The following is an 18,677-nucleotide window of genomic DNA, read 5'->3' as shown; positions in this document are numbered from 1 at the left end:
ATCGACATTTGGTTCCAACTGTTTGATATTAACAAAAAAACAACGTTCACTCAACCACAGACGTATTTACACGTTCCGAAGACAGCGTCTCACTTACTGTTCCAAGCACCAAACCTTTGGCCCGTATGGATTGAATCATACCCTTTAAAGCTCCCGAAGAAGCAGCTGTAGGGTGCATTAGAATTAACGTTCCAGCCTCGGTATTTTTAGCAATTTTGGCAACAACGGCATCCTGGCTTGGCTTACGCCAATCCACAGTATCTACTGTCCATAACACGGTGTTCAGTCCCATGGATGAAGCAATGTCAACGGTCTTCTGATTAAAGTCACCGGATGGCGGAGCAAACCAACGATTCTCTACGCCCAGTGTTTTATGGAGCAGATCCTGGGTTTTGCTAATTTCCAGCTTGGCCCGTTCTGCGCTCAATCGACTCATATTAGGGTGAGAATATGCATGGTTGGACATCTCATGCCCACGTTTCTGAATTTCTTTGGCCAGTTCAACGTTTTTGCTTAACCAACTTCCATCCAGAAAAAAAGTAGCCTTCACTTTCTCGGCATCAAGCGTATCCAGCATCGGTTTGATGTATTCGTTCCCCCAGGCCACATTAATCATAAAAGAAACCATCGGTTTGTTTGCATTCCCCCGATAGATCGGATGTGCACCCAAATCCTTAAGCTGGATCTCCGGCTCAATCTGACGGTAGACATACGCTATTTTGGTATTCAATGTTCCACTCAGCGCCTTACGGTATGTCGCTTCCACATCAATCTCCATGCCATTATAACCAGGAATCGCTTTCCATACCCGATCCACTCTGGCATTTACCGGAGCAATTTTCGTTTCAACCGCTTTATCCCGAATCGCAGACAACAGCGCATCTTCTCCAGTTGCCTCCTTAAACATGTCAAAAGCATTTTGCGTACCTGGCCCATCACGGATCTCCGTAATGTATGTACGTACACTGCCAACTTGTCCGATCAATATGACCGCAGTCACACCCGCCAGAACAGCCGCCAGCTTTTTGGATTGGTTTCCCACAGCTCCATCCTCCCGCCGTCTTTGTCCCCATCATATGAGGACAAGGGCAAAAATATGAATGCTGAGCCATGGTTTCATCCTTGCTTTACGTATTTAAACGTTAAAAAAAGAGCCAGAAATTCACATTCTGTCTCTTCATTCAATCTATCCATTTATAACCTGTCGCTTCGGTAACCTAGGATTGAGCCGGAGCTTCAGCAGTCAAAACTGCTTTACGGGACAAGTTGATTCGACCTTGTGGGTCAATTTCCGTTACTTTTACCGTAATGGAATCACCGATAGCTACAACATCTTCCACTTTGGCAACACGTTCAGTTGACAGTTGCGAGATGTGTACCAGACCTTCTTTGTTCGGAAGTACTTCAACAAATGCACCGAATTTTTCTACGCGTTTTACTTTGCCGACATAAATCTCGCCGACCAATACTTCGCGCACAATACCTTCGATGATCGCTTTGGCTTTATCATTCATCTCCTGGTTGGAAGAAGCGATAAAGACACGTCCATCCTGTTCAATATCAATTTTAACACCGGTTTCTTCGATGATTTTATTGATAATTTTACCACCTGCACCGATAACATCACGGATTTTGTCCGGATTGATATGCATCGTTGTAATTTTAGGCGCATATTGTGATAACTGCTCACGTGGAGTTTTCAAAATTTCGTTCATTTTGCCCAAAATGTGCATACGGCCTTCTTTGGCTTGCGCCAATGCATCAGACAAAATTTGACGATTAATACCAGCAATTTTGATGTCCATTTGGATTGCAGTTACACCTTCAGGTGTTCCAGCTACTTTAAAGTCCATGTCACCGAGGTGATCCTCCATACCTTGAATATCACTCAGAATGGATACATGATCTCCATCTTTGATCAGACCCATAGCTACACCCGCAACTGGAGCTTTGATTGGTACACCTGCATCCATCATAGCTAAAGTGCTGGCACAGATACTTGCCTGAGATGATGAGCCGTTGGATTCTAGAACTTCAGATACCAAACGAATCGTGTATGGGAAATCCGTTTCGGAAGGGATCACTTTGGAAAGAGCGCGCTCACCCAGAGCACCATGTCCGATTTCACGACGGCCCGGAGCCCGCAATGGACGAGCTTCACCTACGCTGAATGGTGGGAAGTTATAGTGATGCATGAATCGTTTCGTTTCTTCAAGACTGATTCCGTCCAAAATCTGAACATCACCCAGTGCACCAAGTGTACAAACGCTAAGTGCTTGCGTTTGACCGCGCGTAAACAGTCCTGTACCATGTGCACGTGGCAACAGAGATGTATCACATTCAATTGGGCGAATTTCAGCAAGTCCACGTCCATCCGGACGAACTTTATCATGCGTGATCAGACGGCGCACTTCTTCTTTGACGATATCGTGCAGAACTTCCTTCACGTCTTTGAACAATTCCGGACTTTCAATATATTTCTCTTCAAAGTGAGCAACGGTTTCGTCATTCACTACATCGATTGCATCTTGACGAGCATGCTTCTCGGCGATTTTAACCGCTTCGACCAGACGAGCGCTGGCGAATTCACGCACACTGTTGTTAACTTCAGCATTAACGGTACGCAACTTAACAGCCATTTTTTCTTTTCCAGCAACTTGTACAAGTTGTTCGATTACAGCAATAATGTTTTGGATCTCATCATGTCCAAACATGATTGCTTCGAGCATCACTTCTTCCGGCACTTCGTTTGCTTCGGCCTCAACCATCATGATGGCATCTTTGGTTCCTGCAACAACCAGTTCAATATCACTAACTTCAAGCTGTGCAATCGTTGGGTTAATGATGAACTCGCCATCAATACGTCCCACTTTCACGCCACCAATCGGTCCGCTGAATGGAACATCCGAAATGCTCAATGCTGCTGATGTACCAATCATTGCAGCGATTTGCGGTTCGCAATCTTGATCCACACTCATAACGATATTCAGAACTTGTACATCATTCCGGAAGCCTTCCGGGAACAAAGGACGAATTGGACGGTCTGTCAGACGGCTTGAAAGAATGGCTTTCTCACTCGGTCTGCCTTCACGTTTAATAAATCCTCCCGGGATTTTACCTACGGCGTACAATCTTTCTTCATAGTTCACCGTTAATGGGAAAAAGTCCAGATCTTTCGGCTCACTTGATGCTGTCACGGTACACAATACCACGGTATCCCCGTATGTTACCTTAACGGCAGCATTAGCCTGCTTGGCCAAACGCCCGGTCTCAAGCGTAAGTTTTCTTCCACCAAGCTGCATTTCAACACGCTGTTCCATGAAACCCCTCCTTTTATTCGTTCCTAATTCAATGGATTCTGCATATTTACAGTATTTCCTGCTTGTCCTGCATTCATTAGCTATGTATGGATCTTTCAACATGCTAACCTGCACAACAAAAGCTCCTCACGGAGCCCCATCTACAAATATATGGCAACATGTTCATCTACAAAACAACCCGGCTGTAAGTTCCGCTTGTCCTTTTAGACAAAAGAATGACGGATAACAGCCAGGTTGATTTTGAAAACATGTACGATAATTAACGACGCAATCCGAGTTTTTCGATCAGTGCGCTGTAACGTTTAACATCTTTGTTTTTCACATAAGCCAAAAGCTTACGACGTTGACCTACCATTTTCAAAAGTCCACGACGTGAGTGGTGGTCTTTCTTATGCGTACGCAAGTGGTTTGTCAAACTTGTGATGTTTTCCGTAAGGATAGCAACTTGCACCTCTGGAGATCCTGTATCGGACTCGTGAGTTTTGTGCTCGTCGATCAGTTGTTGTTTACGTTCTTGAGTCAATGCCATCCTGTTCACCTCCTTCAATATAATCGCCATTAGCCTCGTCACCGCCGGTGAGAGCAAGCAACCAAGCCAAGGTTAATGTTGCCTCAATCGACAACGTAGTACAGTATATCATAATTGCCTAGTTAAAGTAAATGTAAACATGCATTTAATCCTGAACCTTTAAGATAACAGGCGGCCGGCAGTTAATGCATCTTCACGAATCTGGCTAATCAATGCCTCAATGGAGTCAAACTTTCGTTCTGCACGAATATAGTGAACGAGCTCAACCTTTAGTTCCTGGTCATACAAGTGTCCATCAAAATCAAGCAGGTGCACTTCAAACGTAGGTTTCATCCCACTTTCGTGAAACGTAGGTTTCACACCGAGATTCATTACGCCATGCAGTTCCTGTTCGCCATACTGCACACGAACAGCGTAAACACCCTTCGACGGGGTAACGTAATGATCCGTGAGTTCAAGGTTGGCTGTAGGAAATCCAATCGTTCGTCCACGCTTCTCCCCGTGAATGACGGTTCCTCTGATGCTGTAAGGTCGGCCAAGCCACTGACTGGCCTCATCCATCTCCCCACGCTTCAACAGGCCACGAATGAGAGAACTGCTCACTTTTTCACCATTTAACAAGAAAGGAGGAACGGTTTCCACCGTCATCTCTCCTTCTCCCAAAGTACGAAGAAGTTGTTCATCCCCTGCACCCTTGTGACCAAAACGGAAGTCAAAACCAACCACCGCTGTTCGTGTCTGAAGAGGAATCAACAAGTCGTGTACGAATTGTTGCGGCGTCAAACGTGAGAAATCTTCATTGAACTCCACCACATAGAGTACATCAACGCCCATTCCTGCCAAGATGTCTTCTTTATCTCTCAAGGGAGTTAAATAACCCTCGTAATCCCCTTTGCGCATAACTTCCTTCGGATGTGGATGAAAGGTCATGACCGCTGCCTGCATGCCCGTTTCCCGCGCAATGCGGACAGCTGATAAAATGACACTTGCATGTCCGAGATGCAGTCCGTCGAATTGACCAATCGCAAGCACTTGGGGCAGTGTGCTCAGCTCAGTCGAATGTAACGTCTGCGGATAGGTTAGCATTACGGTTTTCACAATCATTCACCTGCATTTCACTAGATAGGCCAAGCTTGAGCCTCACCACAACTCCAAGCCCGAAACCTCTTTATTCCGGCAAAAAGACTTTAACTGCCCTCACCGTTGGTTTTAGTTCATCCCGTTCAAATATCCCCAGAAACGTACCATCCTGAGCATACAACCGCAATAGACCAGGTTGCTCTACAGGCGGTTCCAGAAGACGTGCAGACAGTTTCTGACCTTGAAGTGCTCCTTTGGTCTGTTCTTCTCCAACCTTATGGGCCGGAATTGAAGCAATAGCCTCGTCAACAGGAATCAGCGCCTCCGCCAAAGTCCCGTCAGCCATAAGTTGTTCCACTTCTTCAATACGAAGACAACGATCTGCAGAGATACCTGCCGATATCGTACGCTCCAGTTGAACCATGGTTGATGGATATCCGAGTTGCCGACCAATGTCTACACACAATGTCCGAATATAAGTTCCTTTTGAACATAAGGCTCGGAAGGATATATCGGTGGTCTCACCCTGAGTCTCAATCCCAGTAAGTTCGAGCTCATAGATTGTGACCTCACGGCTCTTACGCTCTACCGTCTTACCTTCACGAGCAAGCTCATAAAGACGTTTGCCGTCTACCTTTACCGCAGAATACATAGGTGGTACCTGTGAAATCGTTCCCAGAAACTGCTCAAGCACCTGTTGAACCTGTTCCTGTGTTACTTCCACAGTCGTTTCAGCCCGCTCAATGACTTCCCCTGTCATATCCTCTGTGTCAGTAGACAGTCCCAGTCTGAGCGTAGCCAGATATTCCTTCGGAAGCTCCTGCATGTACTCTACCACACGTGTCGCCCGTCCAAGACAGAGCGGCAGAACGCCTGTAACTTGTGGGTCAAGTGTGCCCGTATGCCCAATGCGCTTCATTTTGAGAATGCGACGCATTTTGGCTACAACATCATGAGAAGTAAAACCCGCCGGTTTATATACCGGAAGTACACCTTCAAATGGCTTTACCATTGTGAATTCACCTGCTTCAGTACTTTTGCGATAATATCATCAAGTCTGCCTTCCAGACGACATCCGGCTGCGAGCACATGCCCGCCTCCGCCAAAGGTCTGTGCTAGTGCAGCAACATCAATTTTACCAGCTGAACGCAAAGAAACCTTGACTGCATTCTCGTTGATGACTTTGAAAAAGATACCAACTTCCACGCCCTGAATGTTGCGCGGATAGTTCACTACCCCTTCAAGATCTTCATTAGCTGCTCCACAAGCCACCATATCATCTGGTGTAATAACAACCCAGGCTATCTTTCCATCATCTGTCATCTGCAGGCTTGATAGTGCCTGATTCAAAATCCGAACTTGCGGAAGAGTCACCTGCTCCAACAAGGTCTGGGCGAGATAGGGTCCATTCACGCCATGTTCAAGCAGTCTGGAGGCCGTTTTCATTACATTTGGGCTGGTGTTGGCATAGCGGAATCCACCTGTATCGGTAAGCAATCCTGTATAAACTGCCGTCGCAACATCTTGATCCCATGTTACTTGGAACAGGTTAAGAAAATCGAACAAGATTTCAGCCGTAGCAGCAGCATCTGACTTAATGATGTTGACTGTACCATAACCGTCATTTGTAGGGTGATGATCAATATTCAAGATAACAGCATCATCTTCGAAATAATGACGTGTCAAACCTACTCTGGCAAAGTCTGCACAATCCACACAGATAACAGCTTTATATTTTCGCTGCGGTGGTTGTTCGGTCATGTTCACAATGTTGCCTGCTTCCCACAAAAATTGCATGCGCCCGGGGATTTCACCTTCATTAATCATCGTGAATGTCTTACCCAGACATGACAGCAGCCAGCCCACCGTTACCGTCGAGCTGACTGCGTCACCGTCCGGCTGTACATGCGACACGACCAGGTAATCATCATGCTCCAGTAGAAATTGCTTTCCGGCCTGGAGCGCCTGTTCATAAGTGTGCATTGCCGTCTCCTCTATTCTGTTACTGGGATTCGTTCTTGTCGGAACCAATATCGCCAAGCAGCTTCTCAATTCGGCTGCCATAAGCGATGGATTCGTCAATCTTAAATATCAACTCGGGAACATGCCGGAACCGGATACGTTTGCCCAGCTCCGAACGCAAAAATCCATTTGCTTTTGCCAGAGCTTTCAGCGTGTTATCTTTTTGTTCCTGTTCACCGAAGACACTCAGATAAACTTTGGCTTGCGACAAGTCTCCTGTCACTTCGACTCCCGTTACCGTAATAAAGCCGATACGTGGATCTTTCAGTTCAGACTGGATGAGCAGACTTATTTCTTTCTTGATCTGCTCGCCCACTCTACCTGTACGAATCTTAGCCATTGTTGTTCACCTCATGCTTCCTTGCTTATCGTTGTACTGTCTCCATAATGAAAGCTTCGATAACGTCGCCTTCTTTGAGATCATTATATTTATCAAGTGTGATACCGCACTCGTAACCTTGTGCTACTTCTTTGGCATCATCTTTATAACGTTTCAGGGAATCCAGCTTACCTTCGTAAAGGACAATGCCATCACGAATCAGGCGTGCTTCCGCAGAACGCGTAATTTTACCCGAGGTAACCATACAACCAGCGATGGTACCCACTTTACTGATGGAGAACGTGCTCCGAACTTCAGCATGACCGATAACTTTTTCTTTGTAGATCGGATCGAGCATACCTTTCATCGCTTGTTCAATTTCTTCGATAACACTGTAGATCACGCGATGCAGACGAATGTCTACTTGCTCTTGATCTGCAGTTGATTTCGCCTGGTTATCAGGACGAACGTTGAAACCGATCACGATAGCATTGGATGCTGCAGCTAAAATGATGTCGGATTCTGTGATTGCACCAGCGCCGCTATGAATAATTTTCACGCGTACACCTTCAACTTCGATCTTCGCAAGGGAACCTTTCAATGCTTCAACCGAACCTTGTACATCACCTTTGATGATTACGTTCAGATCTTTGATCTCGCCATCTTTGATGTGCTGGAACAGATCATCCAACGTCACACGAGTATGCGTACCCAGATCGGATTCACGTTGCGTGATCGAACGTTTGTCAGCGATGGAACGCGCTTTGCGCTCATCTTCAAACACCATGAATGGATCTCCCGCACCTGGAACTTCAGTCAGACCTGTGATTTCTACAGGTGTTGAAGGTCCAGCTTCTTTCAATTTGCGACCTTTGTCATTGACCATCGCACGAACACGACCGAAGCAGTTACCTGCAACGAAAGCATCGCCGACTTTCAATGTACCGTGCTGTACGAGGATACGTGCAACTGGGCCACGTCCTTTATCCAGCTCGGCTTCAATCACTGTACCACGGGCACGTTTGTCCGGGTTCGCTTTGTATTCGTTCACTTCTGCAACGAGCAGAATCATTTCAAGCAGACCTTCCAGACCCATTCTTTGTTTCGCTGACACGTTAACAAAGATGGTATCTCCGCCCCACTCTTCCGGAACGAGTTCATAGCTGGTTAATTCTTGTTTCACTTTATCTGGATCAGCGCCCGGCTTGTCAATTTTGTTGACAGCAACGATGATTGGTAGCCCAGCAGCTTTGGCATGGTTAATCGCCTCAATGGTCTGTGGCATAACACCGTCATCCGCAGCTACGACAATAATCGTCATATCCGTAACTTGTGCGCCACGTGCACGCATCGCTGTAAACGCTTCGTGACCCGGAGTATCCAGGAACGTGATTTTTTTGTTGTTAATTTCAACTTGATAAGCACCGATATGTTGCGTGATTCCGCCTGCTTCGCCATCGGATACATTCGTAGAACGAATCGCATCCAGCAAAGTAGTTTTACCATGGTCAACGTGACCCATGATCGTAACTACTGGTGGACGAGCCTGCAAGTCAGCAGCATCATCATTCTCTTCCAGTGTTTCGAAACGGTCATCTTCAAGCACAATCTTCACTTCAACCTCAACACCGAATTCACCTGAAAGCAGAAGGATCGTTTCGATATCAAGCTCTTGGTTGATTGTTGCCATAACACCCATAGCGATGAGCTTTTTGATAACTTCGGAAGCATCCTTATGGAGCAACTTCGCTGTTTCACCAACGGTCATATCACCACGAACGATGATTTTCTTAGGTGTGTTATCAATTTTCTCACGTTGTTGGTACTGTTGTTGATTTCTGTTGCGGTTGTTCTTGCCACCACGGTTACCACGGAAGTTACCGCCACGGTTGTCATCATAACGACGTCCACCGCCACCGCTGTTCGAACGGTTACCACTATTGTTGTTGCTGCCAGTAGTACCACCTGGGCCGCTTCTACGTTGGCCTTGTCCTTGGCTCTGACCTTGGCCACCGCTACGGTTGCCAGCAGTACCTGTATTACCACCGCTGTTAGGGCCTGAAGTTCTTACTTGACCGCCACCGCTGTTATTCGGACGTTGACCACCCGTTCCTTGCGGACGGGATGCAGTACTGCTTTGTCCACCTTGAGCTGGTCTTGGACGGTTAGTTGATTGTCCTCCTTGGCTTGAGCCTTGGGAAGAGTTCGTTCTGTTGCGACTGTCTTGGCCGCTGGGTCTTTGAGTGCCATTGTTATTGTTGGAATTTGGTCTATTGTTCATACCTACCTGCTTTTCCTGTTGTATTTTTGTTTGTACGGGACTACCGGATGGGTTGCTGCTAATCGGCGTGTTCACTCCGCCGGCCGGCTTGTTGCTGTCCACTGGTTTGTCACTACGTACTGCCGAAGTTGCAACTGGTTTTGCATCGTTGCCTTGTTTCGAAGCAGCAGTGGATTTTATATCTTTAAAAAATTGTTCCACCTTACCGACTGAACCATTCTCCATGACACTCATATGATTGTTTACGGGAATTTCCAGCTTTTTAAGAATGGTTATAATTTCTTTACTACTCATATTAAGGGACTTCGCATATTCATAAACCCGCAATTTATCCTTGTTTTCCTGTTTACTCAATATACTCCACCTCCGACATTATACCGACTTGCTTGGAGATCATTTTTGCAAACCCTCGATCCGTTACTGCAAGAACAACACGCGTGTCTTTACCGATACTTGAACCCAGACTATCCCGGTCAAATCCGATCAACAGAGGAACCTTATAAGTTCCGCATTTATCGCGAAATTTCTTTTGTGTATTGGCTGAGGCGTCACCCGCAACAATAACCATTTTAGCTTCGGAAGAACGGATCGCTTTAAGTACAATTTCTTCACCTGTTACAAGTTTACCTGCACGCATAGAGAGTCCCAAATAAGACAGCGTTTTAATATTAGTCATGTTCACGCTCCTGTGCTGCTATGAATTCATCCTCAACCGCGATGAAGTCAGCTGCTAATTGCTCGTAAATTTCAGGTGAGACTTTGCCTTTTAACGCCCGATCCAAAGCCCGGTTTTTGAGTGCGAGCTTAAAACAGGACTCTTTGCCGCATAAATAGGCACCACGTCCGGATTTTTTGCCAGTCAAATCGATCAGCACTTCATCCTCTGGCGTTTTAACAATGCGAATCAGCTGCTTTTTGGGCATCATTTCTTGGCATGCCACACATTTGCGCAGCGGCACTTTTTTTGGTTTCATACGTCAGCGCCCCCCGTACTTTACTTTAGTCGACGGAGACGGAATCCTGATGCATTTCAGAAGAAGAATCTTTTTCTCTGCCGAATTCCTGTTCCGCCTGGCTCTCGCTCTTAATGTCGATTTTCCAGCCGGTTAATTTGGCTGCCAATCTGGCATTTTGGCCTTTGATACCAATTGCGAGGGACAGTTGATAGTCCGGAACGATAACCCGAGCCATCTTTTCTTCCTCAAATACATGAACTTCCAATACTTTGGAAGGACTCAGTGCATTAGCAACATATTCGTCTACCTGATCGGAGAAACGAACGATGTCGATTTTTTCACCGCGCAGCTCACCCACAATGGTCTGCACGCGCATTCCCCTAGGACCTACACAAGATCCAACTGGATCAACTTCCTCGTTGCGGGAATGAACGGCAATCTTGGAGCGGAACCCTGCTTCGCGAGCGACGGAGCGAATTTCAACTACACCGTCAAAGATCTCAGGCACTTCCAGTTCAAAGAGACGTTTCAAGAGGCCCGGATGGGTACGGGACAAAATGATTTGCGGCCCTTTCGTCGTATTCTCGACCTTGGTGATATACGCCTTAATACGGTCACCATGAACAAACTTCTCGTTCGGCATCAATTCGGTCAGCGGTAAAGCCGCTTCGATTTTGCCCAGATCGATGTAGATATTGCGCAAATCCTGACGCTGCACCACTCCCGTAACGATATCTTCTTCCTTATCTACGAAAGCGTTGTAGATCAGGCCGCGTTCGGCTTCACGAATCCGCTGGGTCACTACCTGTTTGGCAGTTTGTGCCGCGATACGTCCGAAATCACGCGGCGTAACTTCAATCTCCGCAATATCTTCCAGCTGGAAGTGTGGGTTGATTTCTCGTGCAGCAGGCAATGAAATTTCGGTACGTGAATCCAGGACTTCTTCCACGATCAATTTACGGGCATACACCCGAATAACTCCCGTATTACGGTTCATGTCAACACGCACATTCTGGGCCGTGTTGAAATTCCGCTTGTAGCTGGAAATTAGTGCAGCCTCGATCGCTTCAAACAGCACATCCTTGCTGATCCCTTTTTCCCGTTCCAATTCATTCATTGCTTCAATAAAATCCGTACTCATGAATGTTGATCCCCCTTTCAAACATGGCATCTCATACGTAAAACGGCGAAAGGCTCTGAACTCATGAGCACCTTGCCGTTATCGTGAGATGTGTCTTTTTCATTAATAAAGTGAACAAGGCACTTAAAACAAAATAGCTAGGCGCGCACTGGCAACCTTATCATAAGAAATGGCATGCTGTTTTTTGCCTGCTTCGATCACGAGTTCATCGTCATCAAAGGAAAGCAGCTTGCCTTCAAATTCCTTCAATCCGTTCACCGGCTCGTAGGTTGTAACAAAAACATTTTTGCCTACAGCTTTGGTAACGTCCTCAGGTTTTTTAAGTGGACGCTCCGCACCGGGAGAAGACACTTCAAGGAAATAGATGGTTGGAATCGGATCGTTCTCATCCAGCTTGGCGCTCAGCTTTTCGCTGATCAAGACACAATCGTCGATGTCGATGCCACCCTCTTTGTCGACATACACCCGTAAAAACCAGTTGCTGCCTTCTTTGACGTATTCGATGTCAACCAGCTCGAAACCTTGTTCGTTCAAGTAGGGTTGGATCATTTCTTCCACGGTAGATTTAATGTTCGTTGTGCTCAAAACCAATAACCTCCAACTTAGGTTACACCAGCAAAAAAGCACTGGCAGATTATTCAATACCCAAGATTCTTGTATACCAAAGACTAAAGAGTGGGTTTCCCCACTCTTTAGAAATTCGTACTATCTCGTTCACTTCAAAAATTATAACATAGTCTGGTAATAGTGACAAGTAAGCGATGCTTCAGGCAGTTTACTTACTAATGAAGGAAAAATTACGTTCCCCCAACAATCGCTATGGTTAGATCCAAATTCAATCCTAGAAAAGGGAAAGCTGATTGCTCTCTGGCAAGCCACGGAAACATCCCATATTCGACAGGAGTTCAACAATGGTCTTACTTGCTTTCGACTTCTGCTGGAAGTCTTCCACTGACAGGAATTCACCATGATCTCTTGCCGCAGCAATATTGCGAGCTGCATTATCCCCGATTCCTGCCAAAGCTGAAAATGGAGGGATTAGTGTTTTTCCGTCAACGATGAACTTTGTCGCTTCTGAACGGTATAAGTCAATGGATTTCAGCGAGAATCCGCGTGCTGCCATTTCCAGACCCATTTCCAGAACAGGTAACATGTTTTTCTCTTTTGGAGGTGCCTGGAAACCTAATTGCTCAATTTCCGTAATTTTGCGATAGATCGCGTCATATCCCTGACACATCAGTTCGATATCAATCTCATCAGCTCGAACAGTAAAGTAAGTTGCGTAATATTCAATCGGATGATACAGCTTGAAAAACGCCGTACGTACTGCCGAAATAACATAAGCGGCCGCGTGAGCCTTCGGGAACATGTACTGGATTTTGAGACACGAATCAATGTACCATTGAGGCACTTTACAATTCTTCATCTCGTCAATCCATTCCTGTGGCAGACCCCGTCCTTTACGAACACTCTCGGTAATCTTAAATGCCAGACTTGCGTCCATTCCCGTTTTATAGATCAGAAATAACATGATATCATCCCGACAACCAATCACCGTCTTAATGTTACACGTTCCGTTCTTAATCAGATCCTGAGCGTTTCCAAGCCATACCCCTGTACCATGGGACAATCCGGAAATCTGCAGCAAATCGGCAAAAGACGTCGGCTGGGATTCAACAAGCATCTGACGTACAAACTTCGTTCCCATCTCCGGCACGCCAAACGTTGCGACTGGCGACCTAATCTGTTCCGGTGTAACACCCAAAGCTTCGGTTGAGTTAAACATGCTCATAACTTTCGGATCATTCATCGGAATGGTCGTTGGATCGACCCCTGTCAAATCCTGCAACATCCGCATCATAGTTGGATCATCGTGCCCCAGAATATCAAGTTTCAGCAAGTTTTCTTCAAAAGCATGATAATCAAAGTGTGTCGTTTTCCACTCCGCATTAACGTCGTCAGCCGGAAACTGAACAGGTGTAACGTCTTCGACCTCGATATAATCAGGTACTACAACAATACCACCGGGATGCTGGCCAGTACTCCGTTTCACCCCAGTACAGCCAGAGGCCAAACGATTCAATTCAGCTCCACGCCATTTCTTCTGATGATGTTCCTCGTACTTCTTGGCAAAACCAAATGCTGTTTTCTCAGCCACCGTACCGATGGTCCCCGCACGGAAAACACTCTTCTCACTAAATAGTACTTTCGTATAGTTATGAGCATGAGGCTGATAATCACCAGAGAAGTTCAAGTCAATATCGGGAACTTTATCTCCTTTAAATCCAAGGAAGGTCTCAAACGGAATATCCTGGCCTTCTCCTTTAAGTGTGCCACCACAATCCGGACACTCTTTCTCTGGAAGGTCAAATCCACTTCGAACACTGCCGTCCAGGAACCACTCGCTGTGTTTGCATTCTGAATTCACACAAATATAATGAGCAGGTAGTGGATTAACCTCGGATATACCCAGGAATGTAGCAACAACAGAGGAGCCAACCGATCCCCGCGAACCTACGAGGTAACCATCCTGATTCGATTTTTTAACCAAGCGTTCCGAGATCAGATAGTTGGCAGAAAAACCGTATTTAATAATTGGAATGAGCTCTTTCTCTAGTCGTGCAACGATTACTTCTGGTAATTCCTCGCCATAGATAGACTTGGCAGTGTCATAGCAGGTATTACGGATTTCTTCGTCCGCACCTTCCAGAATTGGAGTAAACAGTTTGTCCGGGAATAACTTAATTTCCTCAAAGCGGTCAGATAACTCTACCGTATTTGTAACAACGACTTCGTAAGCTTTATCTTGGCCCAGGAACTGGAACTCTTCCAGCATTTCCTCTGTCGTTCTGAAATGTGCATCCGGTTTACGTTGATCTTTGAGTGGACTAAAACCTGTAATTCCGTGAATGGTAATATCCCGATATAACTTGTCACGCGGTTCCAAATAGTGCACGTTACCTGTGGCTATGACTGGTTTATTAAATTTTGCACCTATATCGATGACTTTACGGATCGCTGTTTTGATTTCTTCGGGTGTAGCCACCAACCCTTTATCCACCAAATGCATATACATGGTAAGTGGTTGGATCTCCAGTATGTCATAGAACTCAGCGATCTCTTCCGCTTCTTCGAGCGATTTGTTAAGCACCGCTTCGAAAAACTCCCCTTTTTCACAGCCCGATATAATAACAAGGCCTTCACGCAAATTAATCAGTTTTGATTTGGGAATGCACGGTACCCGCTTGAAATGTTCCGTATGAGAGAGAGATACCAGCTTGTATAGATTTTTCTTACCGACATCATTCAATGCATAGATTCCACAATGGAAAGGTCTTGTATTCGACAAGTCGACACCTACATAATCGTTCAAGCGATCAAGCCTCGTTAACCCTTTCATCTGAGCAGCATCATTTAATAATCCGATCAGTATACCCGCGAGTGCAATCGTATCATCAATGGCACGGTGATGACTTTCAAGTCCAACCTTATATTTATCTGCCATCGTATTCAGACGGTGGTTCTTATTTTTTGGAAATAACAATCGCGCCAGTTCCAACGTGTCAAGGACAGGGTTAGGAAGCTCTGGCATTCCAATTTGCTTCAGCGAAGCCTGGATAAAGCCCATATCAAAACGTGCATTATGCGCAACAAGCACACCATCACCAGCAAACTGCACAAACTCACGAATGACAGGCTCCAGCTCAGGTGCGTCTTTTACCATGTCATCATTAATATTGGTCAACTGCTGAATGTTGTAGGGAATGCGTTCATGCGGATTCACAAACGTTGCAAACCGGTCGATTTCTTTACCATCTTGCATCTTCACGGCTGCAATCTCAATGATTTTGTTCTGTGTTACCGACAAACCTGTGGTCTCGATATCAAATACGATGTATGTTGCTGTTTGGAGATCCAATGGCTGAGGAGCCATTACAACGGCAACAGAGTCATTCACGACATTGGCCTCGAGGCCGTAGATCATTTTAATCCCGTTTTTCTTAGCAGCCTTGGAAGCCTCGGGATATACCTGCACCCCACCATGATCAGTGACTGCAATCGCTTTATGTCCCCACTCTGCTGCCATTTTCACGTATTTGTCGATTGAAGTTACAGCATCCATCGTACTCATCGTAGAGTGCAAATGGAACTCCACCCGTTTCTCTGGTGCATTATCTTTGCGAGACGGCGGTGCTTTAACTTCAATCAAATCCGATGGAATCATGGCCAGTTCAGGAATTTGCATAAACCGGTCATATTCTACACGACCACGCACTTTTACCCATTTACCGTTAGCCAACAAACTGAGAATTTTAACATCCTCTTTTGTTTTGGCAAACATCTTCATTTGCATGGAGTCCGTGAAGTCGGTCAGGTAGAAGGTAAACAACGTATTTCCGTTTCGCAGTTCTTTACGATCCAGTCCAAACACCGAACCTTGAAGCGTAACCTTTTTCTCTTCATCCTGGATTTCCTGCATAGGTACTGCAGGTTCCTTGATGTCATAACCCATTTGCAAACGCAGATCACCCTGCTCCTCATCCACCGGGATTTCTGTGTCCACTTCACTCATCATCTTCTCGATGACCTCAAGTTCTTCTACACGTTTTTGGGCTTGGAACTGTTCCATGGCCTCTTTATTGCTTCCCACTTCACCCACTTGCATCTTGATGCGAAGAGGTAGATGAAAGTATTTTTCATAGAATTTCGTAATAGCCTGATCAATCTGTTTCTTACGAGCCAATTCCATCGACGTTGCATCACTCATTGTCAGTTGTAGAAGATCCTCTTCACATTCAAAGGTTGTCCGGTTCATCCAACCATTTACAGATGGAATCTCACGGGTAACCCACTCGAGAAACAGATTCCAATATTCACTGACGATATCCCCATTTTGTACTTGGTCTGTGTATTTGAAGCCAAATGAAATTTTGGCGATATGATTCATTTTCTCTTGAATATGCAGGCAAAATGTGCGATAGATTGGAGCGGGTACTAACGTATCCTTTGCAATGAGAATATTCCATTCCCGATTACTTCGATTAGTCTCTACTTGTTCAATCCATCCATCCAAAAAATAGGGCTCTAACAGACCAGCCGGAAGCTCTGCCTGTTTCATCAACAACTCAAACCGTTTTCTTTTCTCCTCGAATCCGCTCATCGTGTTCCTCCTTGTACCCCCTTAAAGCATGAAAAGCCCCTGCATTCAAAAATGTCACCGATCCGAACTCGCACCGACTCATTTTATCCGACAGAAGCTCTCCATTCATTACTCTTACAGTCCGTACGTGCCATTATATACATTGAACAAAAAGATATTTACACTTACCACTCCGATAACAGAACAACCTTCCGATCGCTGTTACCCCCAGATTTTTTGATTCCCATTTACAAAGGGGAAAATCCGGGGATAAAGGCGCAGCGTATGCTTCCGATGTATCTTTCTTTCAGAAAGCTCTTAGCTCCGCTTCTTCAGGTTATTTCTGTTCTCTACGTTCTCATGTAAATGTTTAGTTCAATGTATATAGTCAGGTTATCCTGACTTAATACGCTCTTGCAAACACAACCGTGTGTTCTGCCTGTTCACCACAAGCCAGGCACGTATGTTTTTCTTCCGCAGGCTGGAACGGAATGTTCCGGCTTGTTGCACCTGTAACTTCTCTTACTTTATCTTCGCAAGCTTCTGAACCGCACCATCCGGCCAGTGTAAACCCGCGTTTATTTTCCATCAGTTCTTTCATCTCATCGAGTGTATCCACGGAGTAGAAGTTATCCGACATAAATGTGCGAGCACGCTCTAACATATCTACCTGGATCTGTGTCAGCATAGCCTGGATTTCCTCTACCAGGTTTGCTTGTTCTACCACTTTCTTCTCACCTGTGATCCGTGATACGAGTACACAAACGCCATTTTCCATATCACGTGGACCAATCTCCAGACGAATCGGAACACCACGCATCTCGTATTCATTGAATTTCCAACCTGGGCGAACATCGCTGCGATCATCCATTTTCACACGGACTCCAGCTTTTTTCAACTCAGTGAACAACTCATCTGCACGCCCAACCACAGCATCACGCGTTTTCGGAGGTCCAATTGGAATCATGACCACTTGAGTCGGTGCGACTTTAGGAGGAAGTACGAGACCACGGTCATCTCCATGAACCATAATTAATGCACCGATCAAACGTGTGCTTACTCCCCATGAAGTGGTGTAAGCCAGCTCCAGCACATTATTGCGGCTAAGATACTGGATTTCAAATGCTTTTGCAAAGTTCGTCCCCATGTAGTGAGATGTACCTGCTTGTACTGCACGTCCATCCTTCATCATGGCTTCGATCGAGTAGGTATCCACCGCACCCGCAAACTTCTCGGACTTGGTTTTCTGACCTACAATTACAGGAATAGCCAAGTATTCCTCAACCACTTCACGATAAATCTGAAGCATTTTCATCGTTTCTTCACGTGCTTCTTCTTCCGTCTCATGCGCTGTATGACCTTCCTGCCACAGGAACTCACTTGTGCGAAGAAAAGGCAATGTTCTTTTTTCCCAACGAACTACGTTAGCCCACTGGTTGATCAGTACCGGAAGATCCCGATAAGACTGAATCCACTTGGAATACATGTGACCAATAATCGTTTCGGATGTAGGACGGATTGCCAGACGTTCTTCCAGCTTCTCTCCGCCAGCTTCCGTAACCCATGGTAATTCAGGGTTAAAACCTTCCACGTGCTCTTTTTCCTTTTGAAAGAAGCTCTCAGGAATGAACATCGGGAAGTATGCGTTGCGATGACCCGTTTCCCGAAAACGACGATCCAACTCATCCTTAATATGTTCCCAGATTTCAAATCCGTCTGGTTTGAACACAATACAACCGCGTACGGGTGCATAGTCCATGAGATCAGCTTTTTTGATAACATCAATGTACCAGCGTGAGAAATCCTCACCCTGTGGTGTGATTTCAGTCACGAACTGTTTATCATTTTCCTTTGACATAAGACTCCAGCGTCCTCCCATAACGACTATC

Annotated in this window: 14 protein-coding genes; all 14 read right to left on the bottom strand. The window is 45.7% G+C overall.

The annotated features are described in order from the left end of the window. Positions 1-46: 46 nt before the first annotated feature. The gene (locus NSQ20_RS12890; protein ID WP_340032689.1) at positions 47-1,042 is read right to left on the bottom strand and encodes a polysaccharide deacetylase family protein; all 996 of its coding nucleotides are present in this window, start codon (positions 1,040-1,042) and stop codon (positions 47-49) included. A 175-nt stretch (positions 1,043-1,217) separates the two neighbouring features. Beyond that, positions 1,218-3,320, bottom strand: a complete 2,103-nt coding sequence (gene pnp, locus NSQ20_RS12885; RefSeq protein WP_074094584.1) for a polyribonucleotide nucleotidyltransferase — start codon at positions 3,318-3,320, stop codon at positions 1,218-1,220. A 259-nt stretch (positions 3,321-3,579) separates the two neighbouring features. Further along, positions 3,580-3,849 (bottom strand): 30S ribosomal protein S15, encoded by a 270-nt coding sequence (gene rpsO, locus NSQ20_RS12880; protein ID WP_036609297.1) that lies wholly within the window; start codon positions 3,847-3,849, stop codon positions 3,580-3,582. A gap of 159 nt (positions 3,850-4,008) precedes the next feature. Further along, entirely contained in the window at positions 4,009-4,935 is a 927-nt protein-coding gene (locus NSQ20_RS12875) for a bifunctional riboflavin kinase/FAD synthetase (protein ID WP_143760269.1), read from the bottom strand. A gap of 82 nt (positions 4,936-5,017) precedes the next feature. Beyond that, a complete protein-coding gene (gene truB, locus NSQ20_RS12870; protein WP_036670396.1) occupies positions 5,018-5,941 on the bottom strand; it encodes a tRNA pseudouridine(55) synthase TruB in 924 nt (307 codons plus the stop codon). Next, positions 5,935-6,912, bottom strand: a complete 978-nt coding sequence (locus tag NSQ20_RS12865; RefSeq protein WP_036609303.1) for a bifunctional oligoribonuclease/PAP phosphatase NrnA — start codon at positions 6,910-6,912, stop codon at positions 5,935-5,937. The genes truB and NSQ20_RS12865 overlap by 7 nt, the downstream gene beginning before the upstream one ends. A 19-nt stretch (positions 6,913-6,931) precedes the next feature. Beyond that, positions 6,932-7,291 carry a 30S ribosome-binding factor RbfA gene (rbfA, locus tag NSQ20_RS12860; protein WP_017689140.1) on the bottom strand — a complete coding sequence of 120 codons (360 nt, stop codon included), beginning with the start codon at positions 7,289-7,291 and terminating at the stop codon, positions 6,932-6,934. 25 nt (positions 7,292-7,316) lie between these two features. Beyond that, positions 7,317-9,905, bottom strand: a complete 2,589-nt coding sequence (infB, locus tag NSQ20_RS12855) for a translation initiation factor IF-2 (RefSeq protein ID WP_036609305.1) — start codon at positions 9,903-9,905, stop codon at positions 7,317-7,319. After that, positions 9,898-10,227 (bottom strand): ribosomal L7Ae/L30e/S12e/Gadd45 family protein, encoded by a 330-nt coding sequence (locus NSQ20_RS12850; protein ID WP_017689142.1) that lies wholly within the window; start codon positions 10,225-10,227, stop codon positions 9,898-9,900. The genes infB and NSQ20_RS12850 overlap by 8 nt, the downstream gene beginning before the upstream one ends. Beyond that, positions 10,220-10,525, bottom strand: coding sequence for a YlxR family protein (locus NSQ20_RS12845; RefSeq protein ID WP_036609307.1), 306 nt, complete (start codon positions 10,523-10,525; stop codon positions 10,220-10,222). The genes NSQ20_RS12850 and NSQ20_RS12845 overlap by 8 nt, the downstream gene beginning before the upstream one ends. Before the next feature lie 25 nt (positions 10,526-10,550). Continuing rightward, positions 10,551-11,648 carry a transcription termination factor NusA gene (gene nusA / locus NSQ20_RS12840; RefSeq protein WP_036609309.1) on the bottom strand — a complete coding sequence of 366 codons (1,098 nt, stop codon included), beginning with the start codon at positions 11,646-11,648 and terminating at the stop codon, positions 10,551-10,553. A gap of 123 nt (positions 11,649-11,771) precedes the next feature. Then, positions 11,772-12,233: a ribosome maturation factor RimP gene (gene rimP, locus NSQ20_RS12835; RefSeq protein WP_036609311.1), complete on the bottom strand. Its 462-nt coding sequence runs from the start codon at positions 12,231-12,233 to the stop codon at positions 11,772-11,774. 256 nt (positions 12,234-12,489) lie between these two features. After that, positions 12,490-16,809 (bottom strand): PolC-type DNA polymerase III, encoded by a 4,320-nt coding sequence (locus NSQ20_RS12830; RefSeq protein ID WP_036670388.1) that lies wholly within the window; start codon positions 16,807-16,809, stop codon positions 12,490-12,492. 382 nt (positions 16,810-17,191) lie between these two features. Further along, complete coding sequence (gene proS / locus NSQ20_RS12825; protein ID WP_100529405.1) at positions 17,192-18,646, bottom strand: proline--tRNA ligase; 1,455 nt, start codon at positions 18,644-18,646, stop codon at positions 17,192-17,194. Between the last annotated feature and the right edge of the window lie 31 nt (positions 18,647-18,677).

Origin of the sequence: Paenibacillus sp. FSL K6-1122, from assembly GCF_037977015.1 — a bacterium.
Classification (GTDB): domain Bacteria; phylum Bacillota; class Bacilli; order Paenibacillales; family Paenibacillaceae; genus Paenibacillus; species Paenibacillus amylolyticus.
The sequence above is the reverse complement of the archived record's forward strand: the minus strand, read 5'-3'. Positions and strand labels throughout refer to the sequence as shown.